The organism is Rhizobium sp. HT1-10, from assembly GCF_049472505.1.
Classification (GTDB): domain Bacteria; phylum Pseudomonadota; class Alphaproteobacteria; order Rhizobiales; family Rhizobiaceae; genus Rhizobium.
On sequence record NZ_JBCEBQ010000006.1, the window covers coordinates 79932 to 97622 of the forward strand.

General features: G+C 62.5%; 14 protein-coding genes. 9 read left to right on the forward strand and 5 right to left on the reverse strand.

The genetic code is table 11. The annotated features are described in order from the left end of the window. The first annotated feature begins 57 nt into the window (after positions 1 to 57). Together VH564_RS16315 and hisN are read left to right on the forward strand one after the other, a co-directional pair. A complete protein-coding gene (locus VH564_RS16315; RefSeq protein WP_423340912.1) occupies positions 58 to 942 on the forward strand; it encodes an N-formylglutamate amidohydrolase in 885 nt (294 codons plus the stop codon). 247 nt (positions 943 to 1189) lie between these two features. Then, on the forward strand, positions 1190 to 1963 hold the full coding sequence (gene hisN, locus VH564_RS16320) for a histidinol-phosphatase (protein WP_423340913.1): 774 nt from the start codon (positions 1190 to 1192) through the stop codon (positions 1961 to 1963). 17 nt (positions 1964 to 1980) lie between these two features. On the opposite strand, the gene VH564_RS16325 is transcribed toward hisN, so the two are convergent. Then, entirely contained in the window at positions 1981 to 2958 is a 978-nt protein-coding gene (locus VH564_RS16325; RefSeq protein ID WP_423340914.1) for an alpha/beta fold hydrolase, read from the reverse strand. A 391-nt stretch (positions 2959 to 3349) separates the two neighbouring features. Here VH564_RS16325 and VH564_RS16330 point away from each other — a divergent pair, with 391 nt between their 5' ends. Further along, positions 3350 to 3814, forward strand: a complete 465-nt coding sequence (locus tag VH564_RS16330) for an Hsp20 family protein (RefSeq protein WP_423340915.1) — start codon at positions 3350 to 3352, stop codon at positions 3812 to 3814. A 79-nt stretch (positions 3815 to 3893) separates the two neighbouring features. On the opposite strand, the gene VH564_RS16335 is transcribed toward VH564_RS16330, so the two are convergent. Beyond that, entirely contained in the window at positions 3894 to 4928 is a 1035-nt protein-coding gene (locus VH564_RS16335) for a bile acid:sodium symporter family protein (protein ID WP_423340916.1), read from the reverse strand. Between the two features lie 97 nt (positions 4929 to 5025). On the opposite strand from VH564_RS16335, the gene VH564_RS16340 reads away from it, so the two are divergent. After that, entirely contained in the window at positions 5026 to 5883 is an 858-nt protein-coding gene (locus VH564_RS16340) for a LysR substrate-binding domain-containing protein (RefSeq protein ID WP_423340917.1), read from the forward strand. A gap of 33 nt (positions 5884 to 5916) precedes the next feature. On the opposite strand, the gene VH564_RS16345 is transcribed toward VH564_RS16340, so the two are convergent. Beyond that, positions 5917 to 6963, reverse strand: coding sequence for a threonine aldolase family protein (locus tag VH564_RS16345; protein WP_423340918.1), 1047 nt, complete (start codon positions 6961 to 6963; stop codon positions 5917 to 5919). A gap of 523 nt (positions 6964 to 7486) precedes the next feature. On the opposite strand from VH564_RS16345, the gene gltB reads away from it, so the two are divergent. The 5 genes from gltB (at position 7487) to VH564_RS16370 (ending at position 15057) form a co-directional block, all read left to right on the forward strand. Beyond that, positions 7487 to 12211 (forward strand): glutamate synthase large subunit, encoded by a 4725-nt coding sequence (gene gltB / locus VH564_RS16350; RefSeq protein WP_423340919.1) that lies wholly within the window; start codon positions 7487 to 7489, stop codon positions 12209 to 12211. A 61-nt stretch (positions 12212 to 12272) separates the two neighbouring features. After that, the gene (locus VH564_RS16355) at positions 12273 to 12527 is read left to right on the forward strand and encodes an antitoxin (protein WP_423340920.1); all 255 of its coding nucleotides are present in this window, start codon (positions 12273 to 12275) and stop codon (positions 12525 to 12527) included. Positions 12528 to 12529: 2 nt separating this feature from the next. After that, the gene (locus tag VH564_RS16360) at positions 12530 to 12925 is read left to right on the forward strand and encodes a PIN domain-containing protein (RefSeq protein WP_423340921.1); all 396 of its coding nucleotides are present in this window, start codon (positions 12530 to 12532) and stop codon (positions 12923 to 12925) included. A gap of 32 nt (positions 12926 to 12957) precedes the next feature. Next, complete coding sequence (locus VH564_RS16365; RefSeq protein ID WP_423340922.1) at positions 12958 to 14412, forward strand: glutamate synthase subunit beta; 1455 nt, start codon at positions 12958 to 12960, stop codon at positions 14410 to 14412. 72 nt (positions 14413 to 14484) lie between these two features. Further along, positions 14485 to 15057 (forward strand): nucleoside 2-deoxyribosyltransferase, encoded by a 573-nt coding sequence (locus tag VH564_RS16370; protein ID WP_423340923.1) that lies wholly within the window; start codon positions 14485 to 14487, stop codon positions 15055 to 15057. Between the two features lie 73 nt (positions 15058 to 15130). On the opposite strand, the gene VH564_RS16375 is transcribed toward VH564_RS16370, so the two are convergent. Continuing rightward, the gene (locus VH564_RS16375) at positions 15131 to 16360 is read right to left on the reverse strand and encodes a DUF459 domain-containing protein (protein WP_423340924.1); all 1230 of its coding nucleotides are present in this window, start codon (positions 16358 to 16360) and stop codon (positions 15131 to 15133) included. A 28-nt stretch (positions 16361 to 16388) separates the two neighbouring features. Beyond that, complete coding sequence (locus tag VH564_RS16380; protein ID WP_423340925.1) at positions 16389 to 17612, reverse strand: lytic murein transglycosylase; 1224 nt, start codon at positions 17610 to 17612, stop codon at positions 16389 to 16391. Positions 17613 to 17691: the final 79 nt, after the last annotated feature.

A 17691-nucleotide genomic window follows, 5' to 3' on the forward strand; every position in this document is an offset into this window, starting at 1 on the left:
GGGTGAGCAACTGGCAACATACACATGCGACAAGTTGTTGACATGGTAAAGACGTGGATGCCCGCAGACATTGGAAGTTTCGAGATTTTCGAGATACTGGAGCCGGTGTCGCAAAGCATCCCCTTTGTCTATTCGTCGCCCCACAGCGGCCGCATCTATCCGCCTGAATTCATAGCCCAATCTCGACTTCGTGGCGCAGCCATCCGGCGTTCCGAGGATCATTATGTCGATGAATTGTTCTCGGCCGCGAGCGATCTGGGCGCGCCTTTGCTGCTGGCCAATTTTCCGCGCGCCTATATCGACGTTAACCGGGAGCCCTATGAGCTCGATCCGCGCATGTTCGATGGGGCGTTGCCGTCTTATGCGAATATCAATTCGGTGCGAGTCGCCGGCGGCCTGGGCACGATTCCGCGAATCGTTGCCGAGAATATGGAAATCTATGCCAGCCGCGTACCGGTCGCCGATGCGCTCCAGCGGATCGAGACGATTTACAAACCCTATCATGCCGCATTGCGCCGGCTGATGGCCCGCACCCATCTCCAGTTCGGCTTCGGCGTGCTGATGGACTGTCACTCCATGCCGGGCAATATCCGGATCCCCGGCAGTCATGTGCGGCCGGACTTCATCATCGGCGATCGCTACGGCGCCAGCGCGTCCGCCGATCTTTCGGATGCGGCGATGGATATTCTCGATGGCCTCGGTTTCCACGCCGTGCGCAACAAGCCCTATGCCGGCGGCTTCATTACCGAGCATTACGGCCGTCCGTCACGCGGGCTGCATGCGCTGCAGGTCGAGGTCAATCGCGCGCTCTACGTCGATGAGGCAACCTTGGAAAAACGGGCCGATTTCGGCCTGATGACGGCTGCCATCACATCGTTCATGCGGCAGATGGCGGATCATGTCGCCAAGTACGGGCAGGACCGGGCGCTCGCCGCAGAATAGCGGCTTCGCATACCCCCAAAACGTCGAAAAAAAACCGCCCGAAGGCGGCTGAGTCTAGGGAGGAAACACCCAAGAAGGGCATCTACAGTCAGATGACTGTAGGCCGAAACTAATATCGCAATGCACAAACGTCAAGCAGATTTTTCGACTGCCTATAAAACGGGCTTTCTCTTCAGGTCTTTTTCTGCGTTTGCATTAGCTGTTTTCGTGGCTATGAAAGCCTGTCTCCATTCCATTGGATTTAGCCATGCTCCCAGACCGCAGCTTTTTCTTCCAGTTGGCCGAAGCAGCCAAGGCCGAAACCCTGCCGAGATTCCGCGCCGGGATCGACGTCGTCAACAAGGAAACGGTGGGCTTCGATCCCGTGACCGAGGGTGACCGGGCGGCGGAAGCGGCGATTCGCGCGTTGATCACAGAGCGATTTCCCGACCACGGCATCCTCGGCGAAGAGCACGGCAATATCGGCCTCGACCGCGAATATATCTGGGTGATCGACCCGATCGACGGTACCCGCGCCTTCATCTCGGGGGTGCCTGTCTGGGGGACGTTGATCGGGCTTTATCGAAACGGCCGGGCGGTGATGGGGCTGATCGACCAGCCGTTTACCGGCGAGCGCTATTTCGCCGACGGGCAATCGTCGCACTATACGGGCCCCGGCGGCGACCGGACGCTCAAGGTGCGCGATTGCGGCAGCCTGTCGAAGGCCATCCTGTTCACCACGTCGCCGCATCTGTTTGCCGGCGAGGAGATGACGAAATACCGCGAGATCGAAGAGCAGGTTCGGCTGTTCCGCTACGGTACCGACTGCTATGCCTATGCGCTTCTCGCAGCCGGCCATGTCGATCTCGTGGTCGAAAACGTGCTGAAGCCCTATGATGTCGGCGGCATCATCCCTGTCATCGAGCAGGCCGGTGGCATCATCACCACCTGGGACGGCGGTCGGCCGGAGCAGGGCGGCTCGATCATCGCCGCCGGCAGCCGCGCCGTGCACGAGCAGGCACTGGCGATCCTTTCGCGCTAGACTGCCCGTTTGGCCTGTCAGAGGCCGGCGCCGACCATCTCGTTGCTGGCCTCGGCGTCGCTGCCGGGGATGAAGGCGTGGATGGCAGCCATGGCGGCGCCGCGATAGACATCCTTCTCCTGAAAGACCTCGTGCCTCGCACCCGCAATCGGAACCAGCTGGGCGGCGCGGAACGACCGCGACAGACGCTCCTGCTCTGCGAAGGGAATGATGCCGTCGCGGGTGGGGGCAAGCAGCAGCGTCGGAATGGCGATCGAGAACAGATGATCCGGCTGCGACACGCGGTCGATTGTCAAAAACGCCTGCTGCAGCCAGCGGGCCGAAGGCGGCCCCAGCGCCAGATCGGGACGGGCGGCAGCAATTGCCCGATTACGCTCAAAGCGCGTTTCGTCCGATGTCAGGAGATTGGTGGAAAACGGCCGGTCCTTGAACTTTCGATTGAGCGAAAAGGCGCCGAGGCCGATGGCGCAGAATGCATTGGCCAGCAGGCGAATGGTGCGCGGCGAGGCGCCCTGGCCGGTAAGGCCGACGAAAGGCGCGGTCAGCACCATACGCTCGATGCGGCCGTTCAGCCTTGGAGCCGCCGATAACGCAATCAACGCGCCGGTCGAATGGGCGACGAGATAGAAGGGCAGACGGGTATCGGGCAGGACGACCTGTTCCAGGAAATCCTCGAGGTCGCGCTCGTAATCGGAAAACTGCCGCACATGCCCACGGTTCGGATGACGGAGCAGCCGACCGGATCCGCCCTGGCCGCGCAGGTCGAAGGTGGCGACCCAGAGGCCCCTCTCGGTCAGCTCGCGGATTGTCTCGAAATATTTCTCGATGAATTCGTTGCGGCCGTGCATGAGCACGACGGTGCCCCGGGTGACGGGCTGGCTGCTGCGGAAGATGGCATAGCGCAGCTTGTGGCCGTCATGGGTGGTGAAATATCCCTCTGTCCGGTTTTCGGGGACCGGATTGTCGGGTGTCGAAAAGAGAATGGAATCCGTCACGACGTCAGGCCTCGCTTGATCCGCGCATCATAGCCGAAGGATGCCGCATAAGTATAACCGTCGAGCAGAAAAAATGGCCGGCCTGGCGGGAAAATCGAGGGGCCCGCCGGCCGGCCGAGCTGACTGAAGACGAAGGGACGATACACTCCAGTCACGGACAGTCATCCGATGAGATCTGTCTAATGGCGACGGGCTGAACGGATGCCGAACCGGTCGTTCATCCGGGGTTCAGCGGTTTCAGCCGCGGCAACGATACAGCTCTTGAACTCGCCAAACGCCGTTCCCATCTTCATTTCACGGACGCCGAAAGGGTCCGTCGAACCGTCCCAGGGCCGCCAGAACGGGGCCTGCGGGGCACATGAACCGCAATCGTCGCTCACAGGAGGACACCATGCGTCACGTTGATTTTTCCCCCCTTTATCGCTCCACCGTCGGTTTCGACCGTCTGTTCACCATGCTCGACACCCTGTCGCAGCCGGACCAGGCGCAGACCTACCCGCCCTACAACATCGAACGCACCGGCGAGGCGACCTATCGCATCACCATGGCGGTTGCCGGCTTCGATGAAACGGAACTCAGCCTCGAGGCCCACGCCCATGTGCTGACCGTCAAGGGCGAGAAGAGCGATGACGTTACTGAGGGCAGCGAATATCTCTACCGCGGCATCGCCAAGCGGGCTTTCGAGCGCCGCTTCCAGCTTGCCGATCACGTCGAGGTCCAGTCGGCCTCGCTGAAGAACGGCCTGCTGCACATCGATCTGCTGCGCAACATTCCGGAAGCGATGAAGCCGCGCAAGATCGCCATTGCCGCCGAGCCCGTCGAAGCGCCGAAGTCGATTGAAGCGCATATTAGCTAAGCGTTTCGCATTCCCATCAAGAAGGCGGCGTCCGATCGGGCGCCGCCTTTTTTGCGTCTGATGTTGGTGGAAAGCCCTATCAGGCGGGAGTAGTTGCGTCGGCGGTATCCTGCAGGCGCTTTGCCTCGGCTTCCTTTCGCGCGGTGGCGCGGTTTGCGGCGTCGGCGTATTTCTGGGCGATGACGGCGCAGGCCATCAGCTGGATCTGGTGGAACAGCATCAGCGGTAGAACGATGGCGCCGATCGGCGAGCCGGCGAAGATGACGCTGGCCATCGGCACGCCGCTGGCCAGGCTCTTCTTCGAGCCGCAGAAGGTGATGGTGATCTCGTCGGCGCGCGAGAAGCCGAGCAGCCGGCTGCCGAACATGGTGATGCAGAGGACGACGGTGAGCAGCAGCATGTTGGCGATGATGACGGTGAGGATGTCGCCGATGGAGAAGGTGTGCCACAGGCCTTCGATGACAGCCGCGCTGAAGGCCGAGTAGACGACCATCAGGATCGAGCCGCGGTCGACCGGCATCAGGATCTTCTTCTTGGCGCGTATCCAGTCACCGATCCATGGCTGCAGCAGCTGGCCGAGGATGAAGGGCGCCAGCAGCTGCAGGGCGATCTGTTGCAGCACGGTCCAAGAGAACCCACCACCACCGTGACCGCCGACCGTAAACAGCAGGCCGACCAGCAGGGGCGTCAGGAACATGCCGAAGATGTTGGAGGCGGACGCGGCACAGATGGCGGCGGGCACGTTGCCGCCGGCAATCGAGGTGAAGGCAATCGACGACTGCACCGTCGACGGCAGCACGGTGAGGAAGAGAATCCCGGTGTAGAGCGTCTGCGGCAGGATCTCCGGAACCAGGAAGCCCATCGCGAGGCCCAGCAGCGGGAAGATGACGAAGCTCGTCAGCAGGATCACTATGTGCAGGCGCCAGTGGAGCGCCCCGGCAATGACGACATCGCGCGACAGGCGGGCGCCATGCAGGAAGAACAGCAGGCCGATGGCAATATTGGTGGCAATGCTGAAATAGCCGGCCGCAACGCCGTGGACGGGAAAGACAGACGCCGTCAGCACGGTCAGTACCAGCAGCATGGTGAAGGTGTCAGGCAAAAATCGGCGCATCGGGCCAGTCCTAAATCATCTAAGGGGTCAGCAACACTTGCCTTATCGCGATATGCGATGCAAGAAATAACAGTTATCGTAAAAGAGGATCATCGCTGTGCTGGATCTGGTGCAATTGCAGAGCTTCGTGACCGTCGGGCAGATGGGCAGCTTCACGCTGGCGGCCGAGCGCCTCGGGCTCGGCCAGTCGACCGTCAGCCAGCATATCCAGCGGCTCGAGAGTGCTGTCGGTCGCAAGCTGCTGGCCCGCGACACCCATCGCGTCGTCCTGACCGGCGATGGTGAGGCGCTGCTTGGCCATGCCCGCACATTGCTGTCGATCGAGGGGGAGATGCGCTCGATGTTTGCCGACAACAGCCTGCGCGGCAGTCTGCGTCTTGGCGTGTCGGAGGATTTCGTCACCAGCCAGCTGCCCGACGTTCTCGAGGAGTTCGTCCGGCTGCATCCATCCGTCGATCTGGAGCTGACGGTGGCATTGAGCGGCGCCCTCTACGAGATGCAGGACAATGGCGCGTTGGACCTGGTGCTCGCCAAGCGCCGGCTGGGCGATACGCGCGGCACGCTGGTCTATCGCGAGCCGCTGATCTGGCTCGCCCGTGATCCGGCGAGGATCAGGGCCTCGAGCGCGCCGCTGCCGCTGATCGCCTTCCCGGCGCCGAGCGTCACCCGGGCCGTGGCGCTCGAAGCGCTGCGCCGCCAGCAGGTGCCCTGGCGGATCGTCTGCACCTGCGGCAGTCTCAGCGGCCTCACAGCGGCGGCGCGCGCCGGGATGGGCGTGCTCGTCCAGCCGCGCAGCATGGCACCCTCAGGCCTCCACGAAATCGCCCCCGGCTGGCTGCCGGTGCTGGAAGACGTCGAATTCGTGCTCGTGCCGCGCAAGGGTGCGGACCAGATGGTGGTCAAGGCGCTGTCGGACGATATCCTCGCCAAGGTGCGGAATTTGCGGGCTGGATAGGAAGCGGAGCGCCTCGAGGGCGCTCCGTCGCATTCACCCAATGCAGGCTAGGAGGTCGTTGACGTCGGTGTCGCTCGTGGCGAAGCTGGTGACCAGGCGAATCAGGCCTTCGTCGGTGCCGACCAGATGCCGGGCGCTATCGGCGATGGGCCAGTCGTAGAACTGGGCGCCGCCTTCGCGTGCCTTTTCGATGGCCGTCTTGGCGACGACGGCAAAGACCTCGTTCGAGGTCGTCGACCAGGCGAGCCTGGCGCCGGCGGCGTGCGCGATGCCGGAGCGCAGCCGGTCGGCCATCGTGTTGGCGTGGCGAGCAAGATCGAGCCACAGGTCGTCCTGCAGGTAGGCCTCGAACTGGGCTGCGATGAAGCGGGACTTGGAGAACAGCTGGGCGGTGCGCTTGCGCAGGAAGGCGAAATCCTTGGCGAGATCGGGATCGAAGAAGACGATCGCCTCGGCGCACCAGCAGCCGTTCTTGGTGCCGCCGAAGGAGAGCACGTCGACGCCGCGTTTCCAGGTCATCTCGGCCGGCGAGCAGCCGAGCGATACCAGCGCATTGGCGAATCGTGCGCCGTCCATGTGCAGCGGCAGGCCGTTGGCCTTGGCGATGTCGGAAATGGCAGAGATCTCGTCGAGGCTGTAGATGGTGCCGACCTCGGTCGCCTGGGTCATGCTGACGGCGGCGGCCCGACCGTGGTGGACGGCGTCCTGGGGATAGCGACCGATGCGCTCGACGAGGTTTTCGGGCAGCATCTTGCCCTCCGGACCATCGACGCCGACCATGCGCATGCCGGAGAAGAAGTCGGGTGCGCCGCATTCATCCTCGATGATGTGCGCCTCGGTGTGGCAGAAGGTCAGGCCGCCGGGACGGGCGATGCTGGCCAGCGACAGGGAGTTGGCGGCGGTGCCTGTCGCAACGAAGAAAACCGCGACCTCGCGCTCGAAAACCTCGTTGAATCGCACCTCGATCGCCTTGTCGAGCGCGCTCGTGCCATAGGCGGCGGCAAAACGGGTCGATTCCTTCGACAAGCGCTCGTTGACGGAAGGGTGGGCACCGGCCCAGTTGTCGGAAGCAAAGAACATGTGAAATCTACCGCAGATGGAGGAAGGACTGGAAGGCGTTTGCCCGAGATTAAGGGATTGGCCGGAGGGATCAATCGTAGTGCCGCGATGCACCCTCAACTAGCGACACTACGCAATCAAGGCGACAAATTTCATTTCTAAAGGAAATTTTCTTTCGTCAAAATAGCGCCTGCGGCAATCTTACGCCGATTTTTTCGCTTTCAGCTCTTGCTAACCTTTTTGCTTTCTGGCATAGAACTGATGAAATAGGACAGGGTTGCTGTCCTATCTCGGTCTTTAGGGCCGCAACGCACCAAAAATCCTAGCGAAGCTCGGATTTGACGTTATAGTTTTCATACCGCACATCTTTCTCGATGGTGCGGCCAGAACTGTGACCGGTGGGAACGCTGACGAACTGCTGCCTCCTGGGCAATGTCTGCGGCCGGATCTTTTAACATGCAACAGCGCTGTCGCGCGGCGTCCATATAATGGGCGCGCGGGACGAAGGGACGCCCGCGGCGCGGGGTTTGTGAGGAGAACGACGATGACGAACGAAACGCCATCCATGCCCATGGTTCAGACCGCAGCCGTTACGGCTGAAACCACGGTCACCAAGGCCAAATTCGTGTCCGGTCTTCCGCGCAAACAGGGCCTCTACGATCCGCGCAACGAGCACGATGCCTGCGGCGTCGGCTTCGTCGCCCATATGAAGGGCCAGAAGTCGCACCAGATCGTCAAGGACGGGTTGTTCATCCTCGAGAACCTGACGCATCGCGGTGCCGTCGGCGCCGACCCTTTGATGGGCGATGGTGCCGGTATCCTGGTGCAGATTCCAGACCGCTTCTTCCGCGAGGAAATGGCGCTGCAGGGCGTGACCCTGCCGGCCGCCGGCGAGTACGGCGTCGGTCATTTCTTCCTGCCCCGGGACGAAACCCTGATCGCCCATTTCAGGAAGACCGTGCAGGACGTGATATCGGAAGAGGGCCAGGTCCTGCTCGGCTTCCGCGATGTGCCGGTCGACAATTCGTCGTTGTCGAAGGCCGAACATATCGCCGCCACGGAACCGCACCATGTGCAGGTGTTCATCGGCGCTGGCCGCGATGCCGCCAGCCACGACGAGTTCGAGCGCCGGCTGTTCACGCTGCGCAAGGTCATCTCCAACCGCATCTACGCGGAGTATGAAGGCGAGGAGAGCGGCTTCTATCCGGTATCGCTGTCGTCGAAGACCATCGTCTACAAGGGCATGTTCCTCGCCTACCAGGTCGGCGCCTACTACAAGGACCTCGCCGATCCGCGTTTCGAATCGGCTGTCGCCCTGGTCCACCAGCGCTTCTCGACCAACACGTTCCCGTCGTGGAAGCTCGCCCATCCCTACCGGATGGTCGCCCATAACGGCGAGATCAACACGCTGCGCTCCAACGTCAACTGGATGGCGGCCCGCCAGGCTTCCGTGTCGTCGCCGCTGTTCGGCGATGACATCTCCAAGCTGTGGCCGATCTCTTATGAAGGCCAGTCCGACACCGCCTGCTTCGACAACGCGCTCGAGTTCCTCCTGCGCGGCGGCTATTCCATGGCGCATGCCGTGATGATGCTGATCCCGGAGGCCTGGGCCGGCAACCAGTCGATGGCGCCGGATCGCAAGGCATTCTACGAATATCATGCCGCCCTGATGGAGCCATGGGACGGCCCGGCTGCCGTTGCCTTCACCGATGGCACGCAAATCGGCGCGACCCTCGACCGCAACGGTCTGCGGCCGGCACGCTATCTCGTCACCAACGACGACCGCGTCATCATGGCATCGGAAGCCGGCGTGCTGCCGGTGCCGGAAGAGAACATCATCCAGAAGTGGCGCCTGCAGCCGGGCAAGATGCTGCTGATCGACATGGACAAGGGCCGCATCGTCTCCGACGACGAAGTGAAGTCGGAGCTTTCGACCAAGCATCCCTATCGCAAGTGGCTCGACCGCACCCAGCTCATCCTCGAGGAGCTGAAGCCTGTCGAACCGCGGGCGCTGCGCCGCGACGTGTCGCTGCTCGATCGCCAGCAGGCCTTCGGCTACACGCTGGAAGACACCAAGATACTGATGTCGCCGATGGCAACGACAGGCCAGGAAGCGATCGGCTCGATGGGCACGGACACGCCGATCTCGGCAATGTCCTCGAAGTCGAAGCTTCTCTACACCTATTTCAAGCAGAACTTCGCGCAGGTCACCAACCCGCCGATCGATCCGATCCGCGAGGAGCTGGTGATGAGCCTCGTGTCCTTCATCGGACCGCGGCCGAACCTGCTCGACCACGAGGGCGCTGCCAAGGCCAAGCGCCTGGAAGTCCGCCAACCGATCCTCACCAACGGCGATCTCGAAAAGATCCGCTCGATCGGCCACACGGAAGACCGTTTCGACACCAAGACACTCGACTTCACCTATGATGTCGAGCGCGGCGCCGACGGCATGGAAGACATGCTCGAGCGGCTGTGCGAGCGCGCCGAGGCAGCCGTCAAGGGCGGTTACAACATCATCGTCCTTTCCGACCGGCAGATGGGCCCGGACCGCATCGCCATTCCGGCGCTGCTGGCAACGGCTGCCGTCCACCATCACCTGATCCGCAAGGGTCTGCGCACGTCGGTCGGCCTCGTCGTCGAAACCGGCGAGCCGCGCGAGATCCATCACTTCTGCCTGCTCGCCGGCTACGGTGCCGAGGCGATCAACCCCTATCTCGCCTTCGACACGCTGCTCGACATGCACTCCAAGGGCGAATTCCCGAAGGAGGTCGATGCCAGCGAAATCGTCACCCGCTTCATCAAGGCGGTCGGCAAGGGCATCCTCAAGGTCATGTCGAAGATGGGCATCTCGACCTACCAGTCCTACTGCGGCGGGCAGATTTTCGACGCCATCGGACTGCAGCAGACGCTCGTCGACAAGTATTTCTTCGGCACTGCGACGATGATCGAAGGCGTCGGCCTCGAGGCCATTGCCGAGGAAACCGTCGCGCGTCACCGGGCAGCCTTCGGCAAGGACCCGATCCTGGCAACGACGCTCGATATCGGTGGCGAATATGCCTACCGCATGCGCGGCGAAGCCCATGCCTGGACCCCGGATGCGATCGCCTCGCTGCAGCATGCCGTGCGCGGCAATGCCGAGGATCGCTATCGCGAGTTCGCCGAGATGGTCAACCAGTCCGACCTCAGGATGAACACCATCCGCGGCCTGTTCACCATCAAGGGTGCCGAAGCGCTCGGTCGCGAGCCGATCTCGATCGATCAGGTCGAACCGGCCATCGATATCGTCAAGCGTTTCTCGACCGGCGCCATGTCGTTCGGCTCGATTTCGCGCGAGGCGCACACGACGCTTGCCATCGCCATGAACCGGATCGGCGGCAAGTCGAACACTGGGGAGGGCGGCGAAGAAAGCGATCGCTATTTCCCGCTGCGCGACGGTTCGGCCAACCCGGAACGCTCGGCCATCAAGCAGATCGCCTCCGGCCGCTTTGGCGTCACGGCGGAGTATCTGGTCAATGCCGATATGCTGCAGATCAAGGTGGCGCAGGGTGCCAAGCCCGGCGAGGGCGGCCAGCTGCCCGGCCACAAGGTCGATGCGACGGTTGCCAAGACCCGCCACTCCACGCCCGGCGTCGGCCTGATCTCGCCGCCGCCGCACCATGACATCTATTCGATCGAAGATCTGGCGCAGCTGATCTACGACCTGAAGAACGTCAACCCGGAAGCCGATGTCTCGGTCAAGCTGGTGTCTGAAGTCGGCGTCGGCACGGTTGCCGCCGGCGTTGCCAAGGCCCGCGCCGACCACATCACCATCTCCGGCTTCGACGGCGGCACCGGCGCTTCGCCGCTGACCTCGCTGAAGCATGCCGGCTCCCCTTGGGAAATCGGCCTCGCCGAAACCCAGCAGACGCTGGTGCTGAACGGACTGCGCTCGCGCGTCGCCCTGCAGGTCGATGGTGGCCTGAAGACCGGCCGCGACGTCATCGTCGGGGCACTGCTCGGCGCCGACGAATTCGGCTTTGCCACCGCGCCGCTGATTGCGGCCGGCTGCATCATGATGCGCAAGTGCCACCTCAACACCTGTCCGGTGGGCGTCGCCACGCAGGACCCTGTTCTGCGCAAGCGCTTCAAGGGTGCTCCGGAGCATGTCATCAACTACTTCTTCTTCGTCGCCGAAGAAGTGCGCGAAATCCTCGCCTCGCTCGGCGTCTCCAAGCTCGATGAGATCATCGGCGCTTCGGAACTGCTCGAGAAGAACGAGATGCTGGCCCACTGGAAGTCCGAAGGCCTCGATTTCTCGCGCATCTTCCACAAGGTCGACGCGCCGAAGGAGGCCACCTACTGGACGGCCCGCCAGAAGCACCCGATCGACGACATCCTCGATCGCCAGCTGATCGAGCAGGCGATGCCGGCGCTGACGTCTAAGACGCCTGTCGCCTTCGAGGTCGGCATCAAGAACGTCGACCGTTCGGCGGGTGCCATGCTGTCCGGCGAAGTCGCCAAGCGCTACCGTCACAAGGGGCTCAAGGACGATACGATCAGCGTCACGCTGCGCGGCACGGCCGGCCAGTCCTTCGGCGCGTTCCTCGCGCATGGCGTCACTTTCAACCTGATCGGTGACGGCAACGACTATGTCGGCAAAGGCCTTTCGGGCGGCCGCATCATCATCCGTCCGCCGGAAAACTCGCAGATCATCGCCGAGGAATCGATCATCGTCGGCAACACGGTGCTCTACGGCGCCACCGAAGGCGAATGCTATTTCCGCGGCATCGCCGGCGAGCGGTTCGCCGTACGCAACTCCGGGGCAATCGCCGTCGTCGAAGGCGTCGGTGACCATGGCTGCGAATACATGACCGGCGGTGTCGTCGTCGTGCTCGGTGAAACCGGCCGTAACTTCGCAGCCGGCATGTCGGGCGGTGTTGCCTACGTGCTCGACCAGACCGGCGATTTCGCCAAGCGCTGCAACATGGCGATGGTCGAGCTCGAGCCGGTTCCGGAAGAGGACGACATGCTCGAAAAGCTGCACCATCACGGTGGCGACCTCATGCACAAGGGCCGCGTCGACGTATCCGGCGACATGACCCGCCATGACGAGGAGCGGCTCTACCAGCTGATCTCCAACCACCTGCACTACACCGGCTCCACCCGCGCCAAGCTGATCCTCGACAACTGGACGGAATATCGTCCGAAGTTCCGCAAGGTGATGCCGGTCGAATACCGCCGGGCGCTGGAGGAGATGGAGCGCAGCCGGATGGGTGTCGCGGCGGAGTGATTGTTGCGTGCTGCACCATGTGGTATGACGGTGTCATATTACAAATTTGAGGAGTAAGCGGATGCCAGCTTTTGGAGAAAGAGAAGTCAGCATATTCCGCAATGGACGCAGTCGCGCAGTGCGCATACCGGCAGATTTTGATGTCAACGGTGAGAGCCTGCTGATCTCACAGGATCACAACGGCGTCATTTATTTGCGCCCGAAGATCGAGAAGAAGTCACTGGCGGAGGTTCTTGATTGGCTCGCCGAGCAGGAACCTCTGGATTTTCCTGATATTGAGGATTATCCGCCGGAACCGGTTGATTTGGAAAAGTAGGAATGACGTATCTTATCGATACGAATATCATTTCGAATGTCATGCGGCAGCCGACTGGCAAGGCAGCCGATCGCATGAGAGTTTTCCAGTCGGGCCAACTATCAACGAGCGTTCTAGTGCAAGCTGAAGTTCGCTTCGGCTACACGAAGAGCGGTGTCTTGCGACAGAAGATAGCCGCAGAGGCTATTTTACAGCACCTTAGGGTGGAGGATTGGTCCACGCCAGCTGACCTGGCCTATGCGGCTCTCCGCAGCGAGCTTGAGAAAGCGGGGATCGGAATGGGCCAGATCGACATGCTGATAGCCGCCCACGCGCTGGTGCTCGATGCGGTTGTCGTCACGGATGATAGAGCATTTTCCCGCGTGCCGGGATTGAAAGTTGAAAACTGGCTGCTCTGAACGCAGTCATGAGGGCAAGGGAAGACTTAGGTATGGGTAAGGTTACAGGCTTTCTGGAAATTGACCGGCAGGTCGGCAAGTATCAGCCGGCGTCTGATCGCATCCGTCATTTCCGTGAATTCACGATCCCGATGTCGGATCCCGAAGTCCAGAAACAGGCTGCCCGCTGCATGGACTGTGGCATTCCCTATTGCCATGGCCCGACCGGTTGCCCGGTGCACAACCAGATCCCCGATTGGAACGACCTCGTCTATAACAACAACTGGGAAGAGGCGATCCGCAACCTCCATTCGACCAACAACTTCCCGGAATTCACCGGCCGCGTCTGCCCCGCGCCTTGCGAGGAAGCCTGCACGCTGAACCTCGAGGATGCGCCGGTTGCCATCAAGACCGTCGAACAGGCGATCGCCGACAAGGCCTATGAGCTGGGCTTCATCCGGCCGCAGCCGGCGACCGTCCACACCGGCAAGAAGGTGGCGATCATCGGTTCCGGTCCGGCAGGCCTTGCCGCCGCCCAGCAGCTCGGCCGCGCCGGCCATGACGTCCATGTTTATGAACGCGAATCCAAGGCCGGCGGCCTGCTGCGCTACGGTATTCCGGACTTCAAGATGGAGAAGAACTTCATCGACCGCCGCGTCGAGCAGATGAGTGGCGAAGGCGTGACGTTCCATTACGGTGCCAATGTCGGCGTCGACCTGCCCGTCGAGCAGCTGCTCGCCGAGCACGATGCCGTGCTTTATTGCGGCGGTTCCGAGACCCCGCGCGAAAGCGGCGTTCCCGGCACCGAGCTGTTCGGCGTCCACGATGCCATGCCCTATCTGGTGCAGCAGAACCGCCGGGTCGGCCGCGAGAACATCGACAGCGTCGGCTGGCCGTCCGATCCGATCCTTGCCGGCGGCAAGCATGTCGTTGTCGTCGGTGGCGGCGATACGGCGTCGGACTGCGTCGGCACCGCCTTCCGCCAGGGTGCAGTCCGCGTGTCGCAGCTCGATATCCGCCCGCAGCCGCCCGAGAAGGAAGACAAGCTGGCCGTCTGGCCGTTCTGGGCGACCAAGATGCGCACGTCCTCCAGCCAGGCTGAGGGTGCGGTGCGCGAATTCCAGGTCGCGACGCTGGAGTTCGTTGGCGAAGACGGCGTGCTCACCGGCGTCAAGTGCTGCGAAGTCGACGACAAGCGCAAGCCGATCGCTGGGACGGAATTCGTCATCCGCGCCGATCTCGCCTTCATCGCCATCGGCTTCCGCGGCCCCTTCGCTGCCGGCCCGATGAAGGAGCTGGAAGGCAAGCTGACCATCAACACCGACCGCCGTGGCTCGACCAACGTCGTTGCCAACGACAAGGACTACCGGACTTCGGTCGACAAGTTCTGGACGGCCGGCGATGTCAGGCGCGGCCAGTCGCTGGTGGTCTGGGCGATCCGCGAAGGCCGCCAGGCGGCGCGTGCCATCGACGAGGCGCTAATGGGAAGCACCGTGCTTCCGGCCTGATCCATCGTCTCAATCACAGCCCGGTTCGCCGGGCTGTTCTCTTTTTGTCAGCACTTTATCGGAAAGCGAGCCATGTCCCTGAAACTCTACCTGGCCGGCCCCGAGGTCTTTCTCCCCAACGCCCGCGAAGTCCTCGATGCCAAGGCAGACATGGCCCGCGCCTATGGCTTCGAGCCGATCTGCCCCGGCGATGTCTCGATCGAGCCAGCGCCGACCCGCCATGAATTCGGCCTCAAGATCAGTGCTGTCGACGAGGACATGATGAACCGGGCGGATGGCGTGATCGCCAACCTGACACCGTTTCGCGGCATTGCCGCCGATGTCGGCACCGCTTTCGAACTGGGATATATGTGCGCGCAGGGCAAGCTGGTCGCCGCCTATACCAACATGACCGCCAACCACTTCGTCAGAACCCGCGAATTTTACGCCGGTGATATCAGCGAAGGGGCAGACGGACGCAAGCGCGGCCCGGACGGGCTGTCGCTCGAAGATTTCGACATGATCGAGAACCTGATGCTGCACGGCGGCATCGAGCGGCGCGGTGGGCATATTGCCGTCCATGCAGCCGATGCCGACCGGCTCTACTCAGACCTGACGGCCTTCGAAACATGCCTCTCGGTGCTGGCGAAACGCTCTGCGGCCTGAAGTCAGTGTTCTGCCGCGCTCATTGCGTGGGCCGGAGCAGAGAGAAGGGTCGCTTGGGCGGCCCTTTCGCATTTCAGGGGGTGGACGCTTTTGCCGGCAGCCGGAAGTCGTCGACGCGGCCCGCCGGGGGCGGGGCAACTTCGCCTTTTTCGACCAACAAGTCGCGTGGCGTGGGCGTCGTCGAAGGCGGCGGGGGTGCATTGCCGAGAAGCGCCGAGCCGCCGTCCAGTTCCGGATCGGACAGGCTGATGGGCGGGGTCAGTGCCTCCGGGGTGACCGGTTCGGCAGGGGGCGCGGCATTGGGATCGACTGATGTCGAGGTGTCCAGACGGACAATGTCCGGGCTGGCCTGATCGCCGAGCAGGCGGCGGATCGGCTTTTCGGCATAGAAGGCCATCTTGCGGCGGCCCGCATCCGTCATGTTGACGTCATCGGCGGTTCGCAGACGCACCTGCTGTCCGTTGATGTCGGAGCCGGTAACGATGAACTTGCCGTCCTCGTCCGTGAAGCCACCCCAGAGATCGACGAATTCACCGCCGGTGCTTTCGACCTGGCTCTGGTAGAGTTGATTGAGCCTGACCGCATCGGCCGTCATGTCGCTCGAACCGAAGGGCGGCAGCCCGATCCAGAGAAGGGGGATGTGGCGGCCGGTGACCAGTTTGGCGAAGGCTTGCACCCGCTCTTCATAGGCAAGCGTCCAGGTATCGCTGCCGAACTTTTCGTTGAGGCCGGGGGCCGTCATCGTCTGCCGGTCGTTGGCCCCCAGCGTTACGACGACGATGGCCGGCTTCAGATCATCCAGCATCTTCGGCAGTTGCGCCGGCCAGTTGTAATAGTCCGCCCGCACCAGCCCGGAGGCGACATTGCCGCGCGTCTGGATACTGACGCCGGGGGAGGTGGCAAAGGCCTCCTTCAAACCATCGCCCAGGCCATTGGCAAGGAAGTCGCCGACGACCAGAACGGTTTTCGCATCGGGCAGTTTTTCAGCCGCCGCAGGTGTGTCCGGCGCCAGGGTAGCGGCCTTGGTGACGGGCCTTGCAGCACGTTTGGGAGGGTGGGCCGCCCGTCGCGGCGTCCGAGGGGCGGCATCGCGCGGCGCCGGTCGCTCCGGAGCCGCCTGTCGACCGAAGAGGAATTCCATGATCGAGCGCCGCTCGTAGCGCTGCTGCGCCTGAGCCGTCGCCGTGAGAAAAAGCAGGAGACAGCAGGCCATGATCGCCGCGCCCATGCGCCTGCCGACATCGCCCGATGTCCTTCGCAACCGGTTCGTGCGGATCGTTTCCAGCTCCGTCTCCACGGTCATGTCTGCCATCGTTCGAGCGGTGCGACGCCTATCGGCGCAGCGCCTTCAGAAGTTCCATCGATGGCTCACCATCGGCGCCGAGGCCGAGCCGCCCCTGTACCGCCGCGATTGCCGCCTTCGAACCCGATCCGAAGTTTCCGTCGACAGCGCCGTCGTAGTAGCCGAGGGCCTTCAGGCGTGTCTGCAGTTCGAACTTCTGCTTGACGTCGAGCGAGCCCGATGGCCGCGGCCATGATTGCTGCATGCCGCCATAGCCGGCGATTTCGTCGGCAAGGAGGCCCACTGCAATCGCATAGCTGTCGGCGGCATTGTAGCGCTTGATGGTGAAGAAGTTGCCGGCCATCAGGAAGCCTGGGCCGTTGGCGCCGCCCGGCATTTTCAGCTGGGCGCGCTCCGTCGACAGGCGGAAAGCCTTGCCGTTCGGACGGATAAATCCGAGCGCCGCCCATTCTTTCAAGGTGTGGGTCTTGCCGGCCTGGGCGCTGCCACCCTTCGGCACGACGACCTCGTAGCCCCAGGTCTTGCCCGTCTGCCAGCCGTTCTTCGCGAGCAGATTGGCCGAGGTCGCAAGTGCGTCCGGGACCGAATTCCAGATATCGCGACGACCGTTGCCATCCTCATCGACGGCGTAGAGCAGATAGCTGGTTGGGATGAATTGGGTGTGGCCCATTGCTCCCGCCCAGGAGCCTGTCAGGTTGTCGGCGGAGACCTCGCCGTTCTGCAGGATCTTCAGCGCGGCGATCAACTGGGTGCGGGCGTACTTGGAACGCTTGCGATCGGCATAGGCCAGCGTGGCCAGCGCGCGGGGCACATAGTGAAGGCGCTCGTCCTTCTCCAGAACCGCCCCGTAATTCGATTCCATCGACCAGATTGCCAACAGGATATTACGGTCTACACCGAATTGCCTTTCGATGTTGCGCAAGGTCGAGCCGTATTTAGCAGCCATCTTACGGCCGACGTCAACGGTATAGGGGTTGACGCGAGAGTCCATATAGTCCCAAATTTGCGTCGTGAACTCGGCCTGCGAACCCGCTTTTTCGAGTACGGTCGGATCGGGGTCGTTCACCCCAGCGAAGGCTCTTTGGTAGGTGGCCTTGCTGATGCCGCTTTTTGCGGCTGTGTCGTAGAAGCCGGATATCCATTTCCGGAACCCTGCGTCTGCCAGTGCGTTGTGTGGCGCAAGGCCGGCGCATACGCCCAGCGATATCGCCAGGGCAAGGCTAGAAAAGGAGTGTTTGCGAGCTTGGGTCATTGAAGCCGTGTCCGTCATCATGATGGCTCGTAACGGCACTGCGCCGCTTAGGCCAAGCTTAAGTTTAGACAAACAAAGT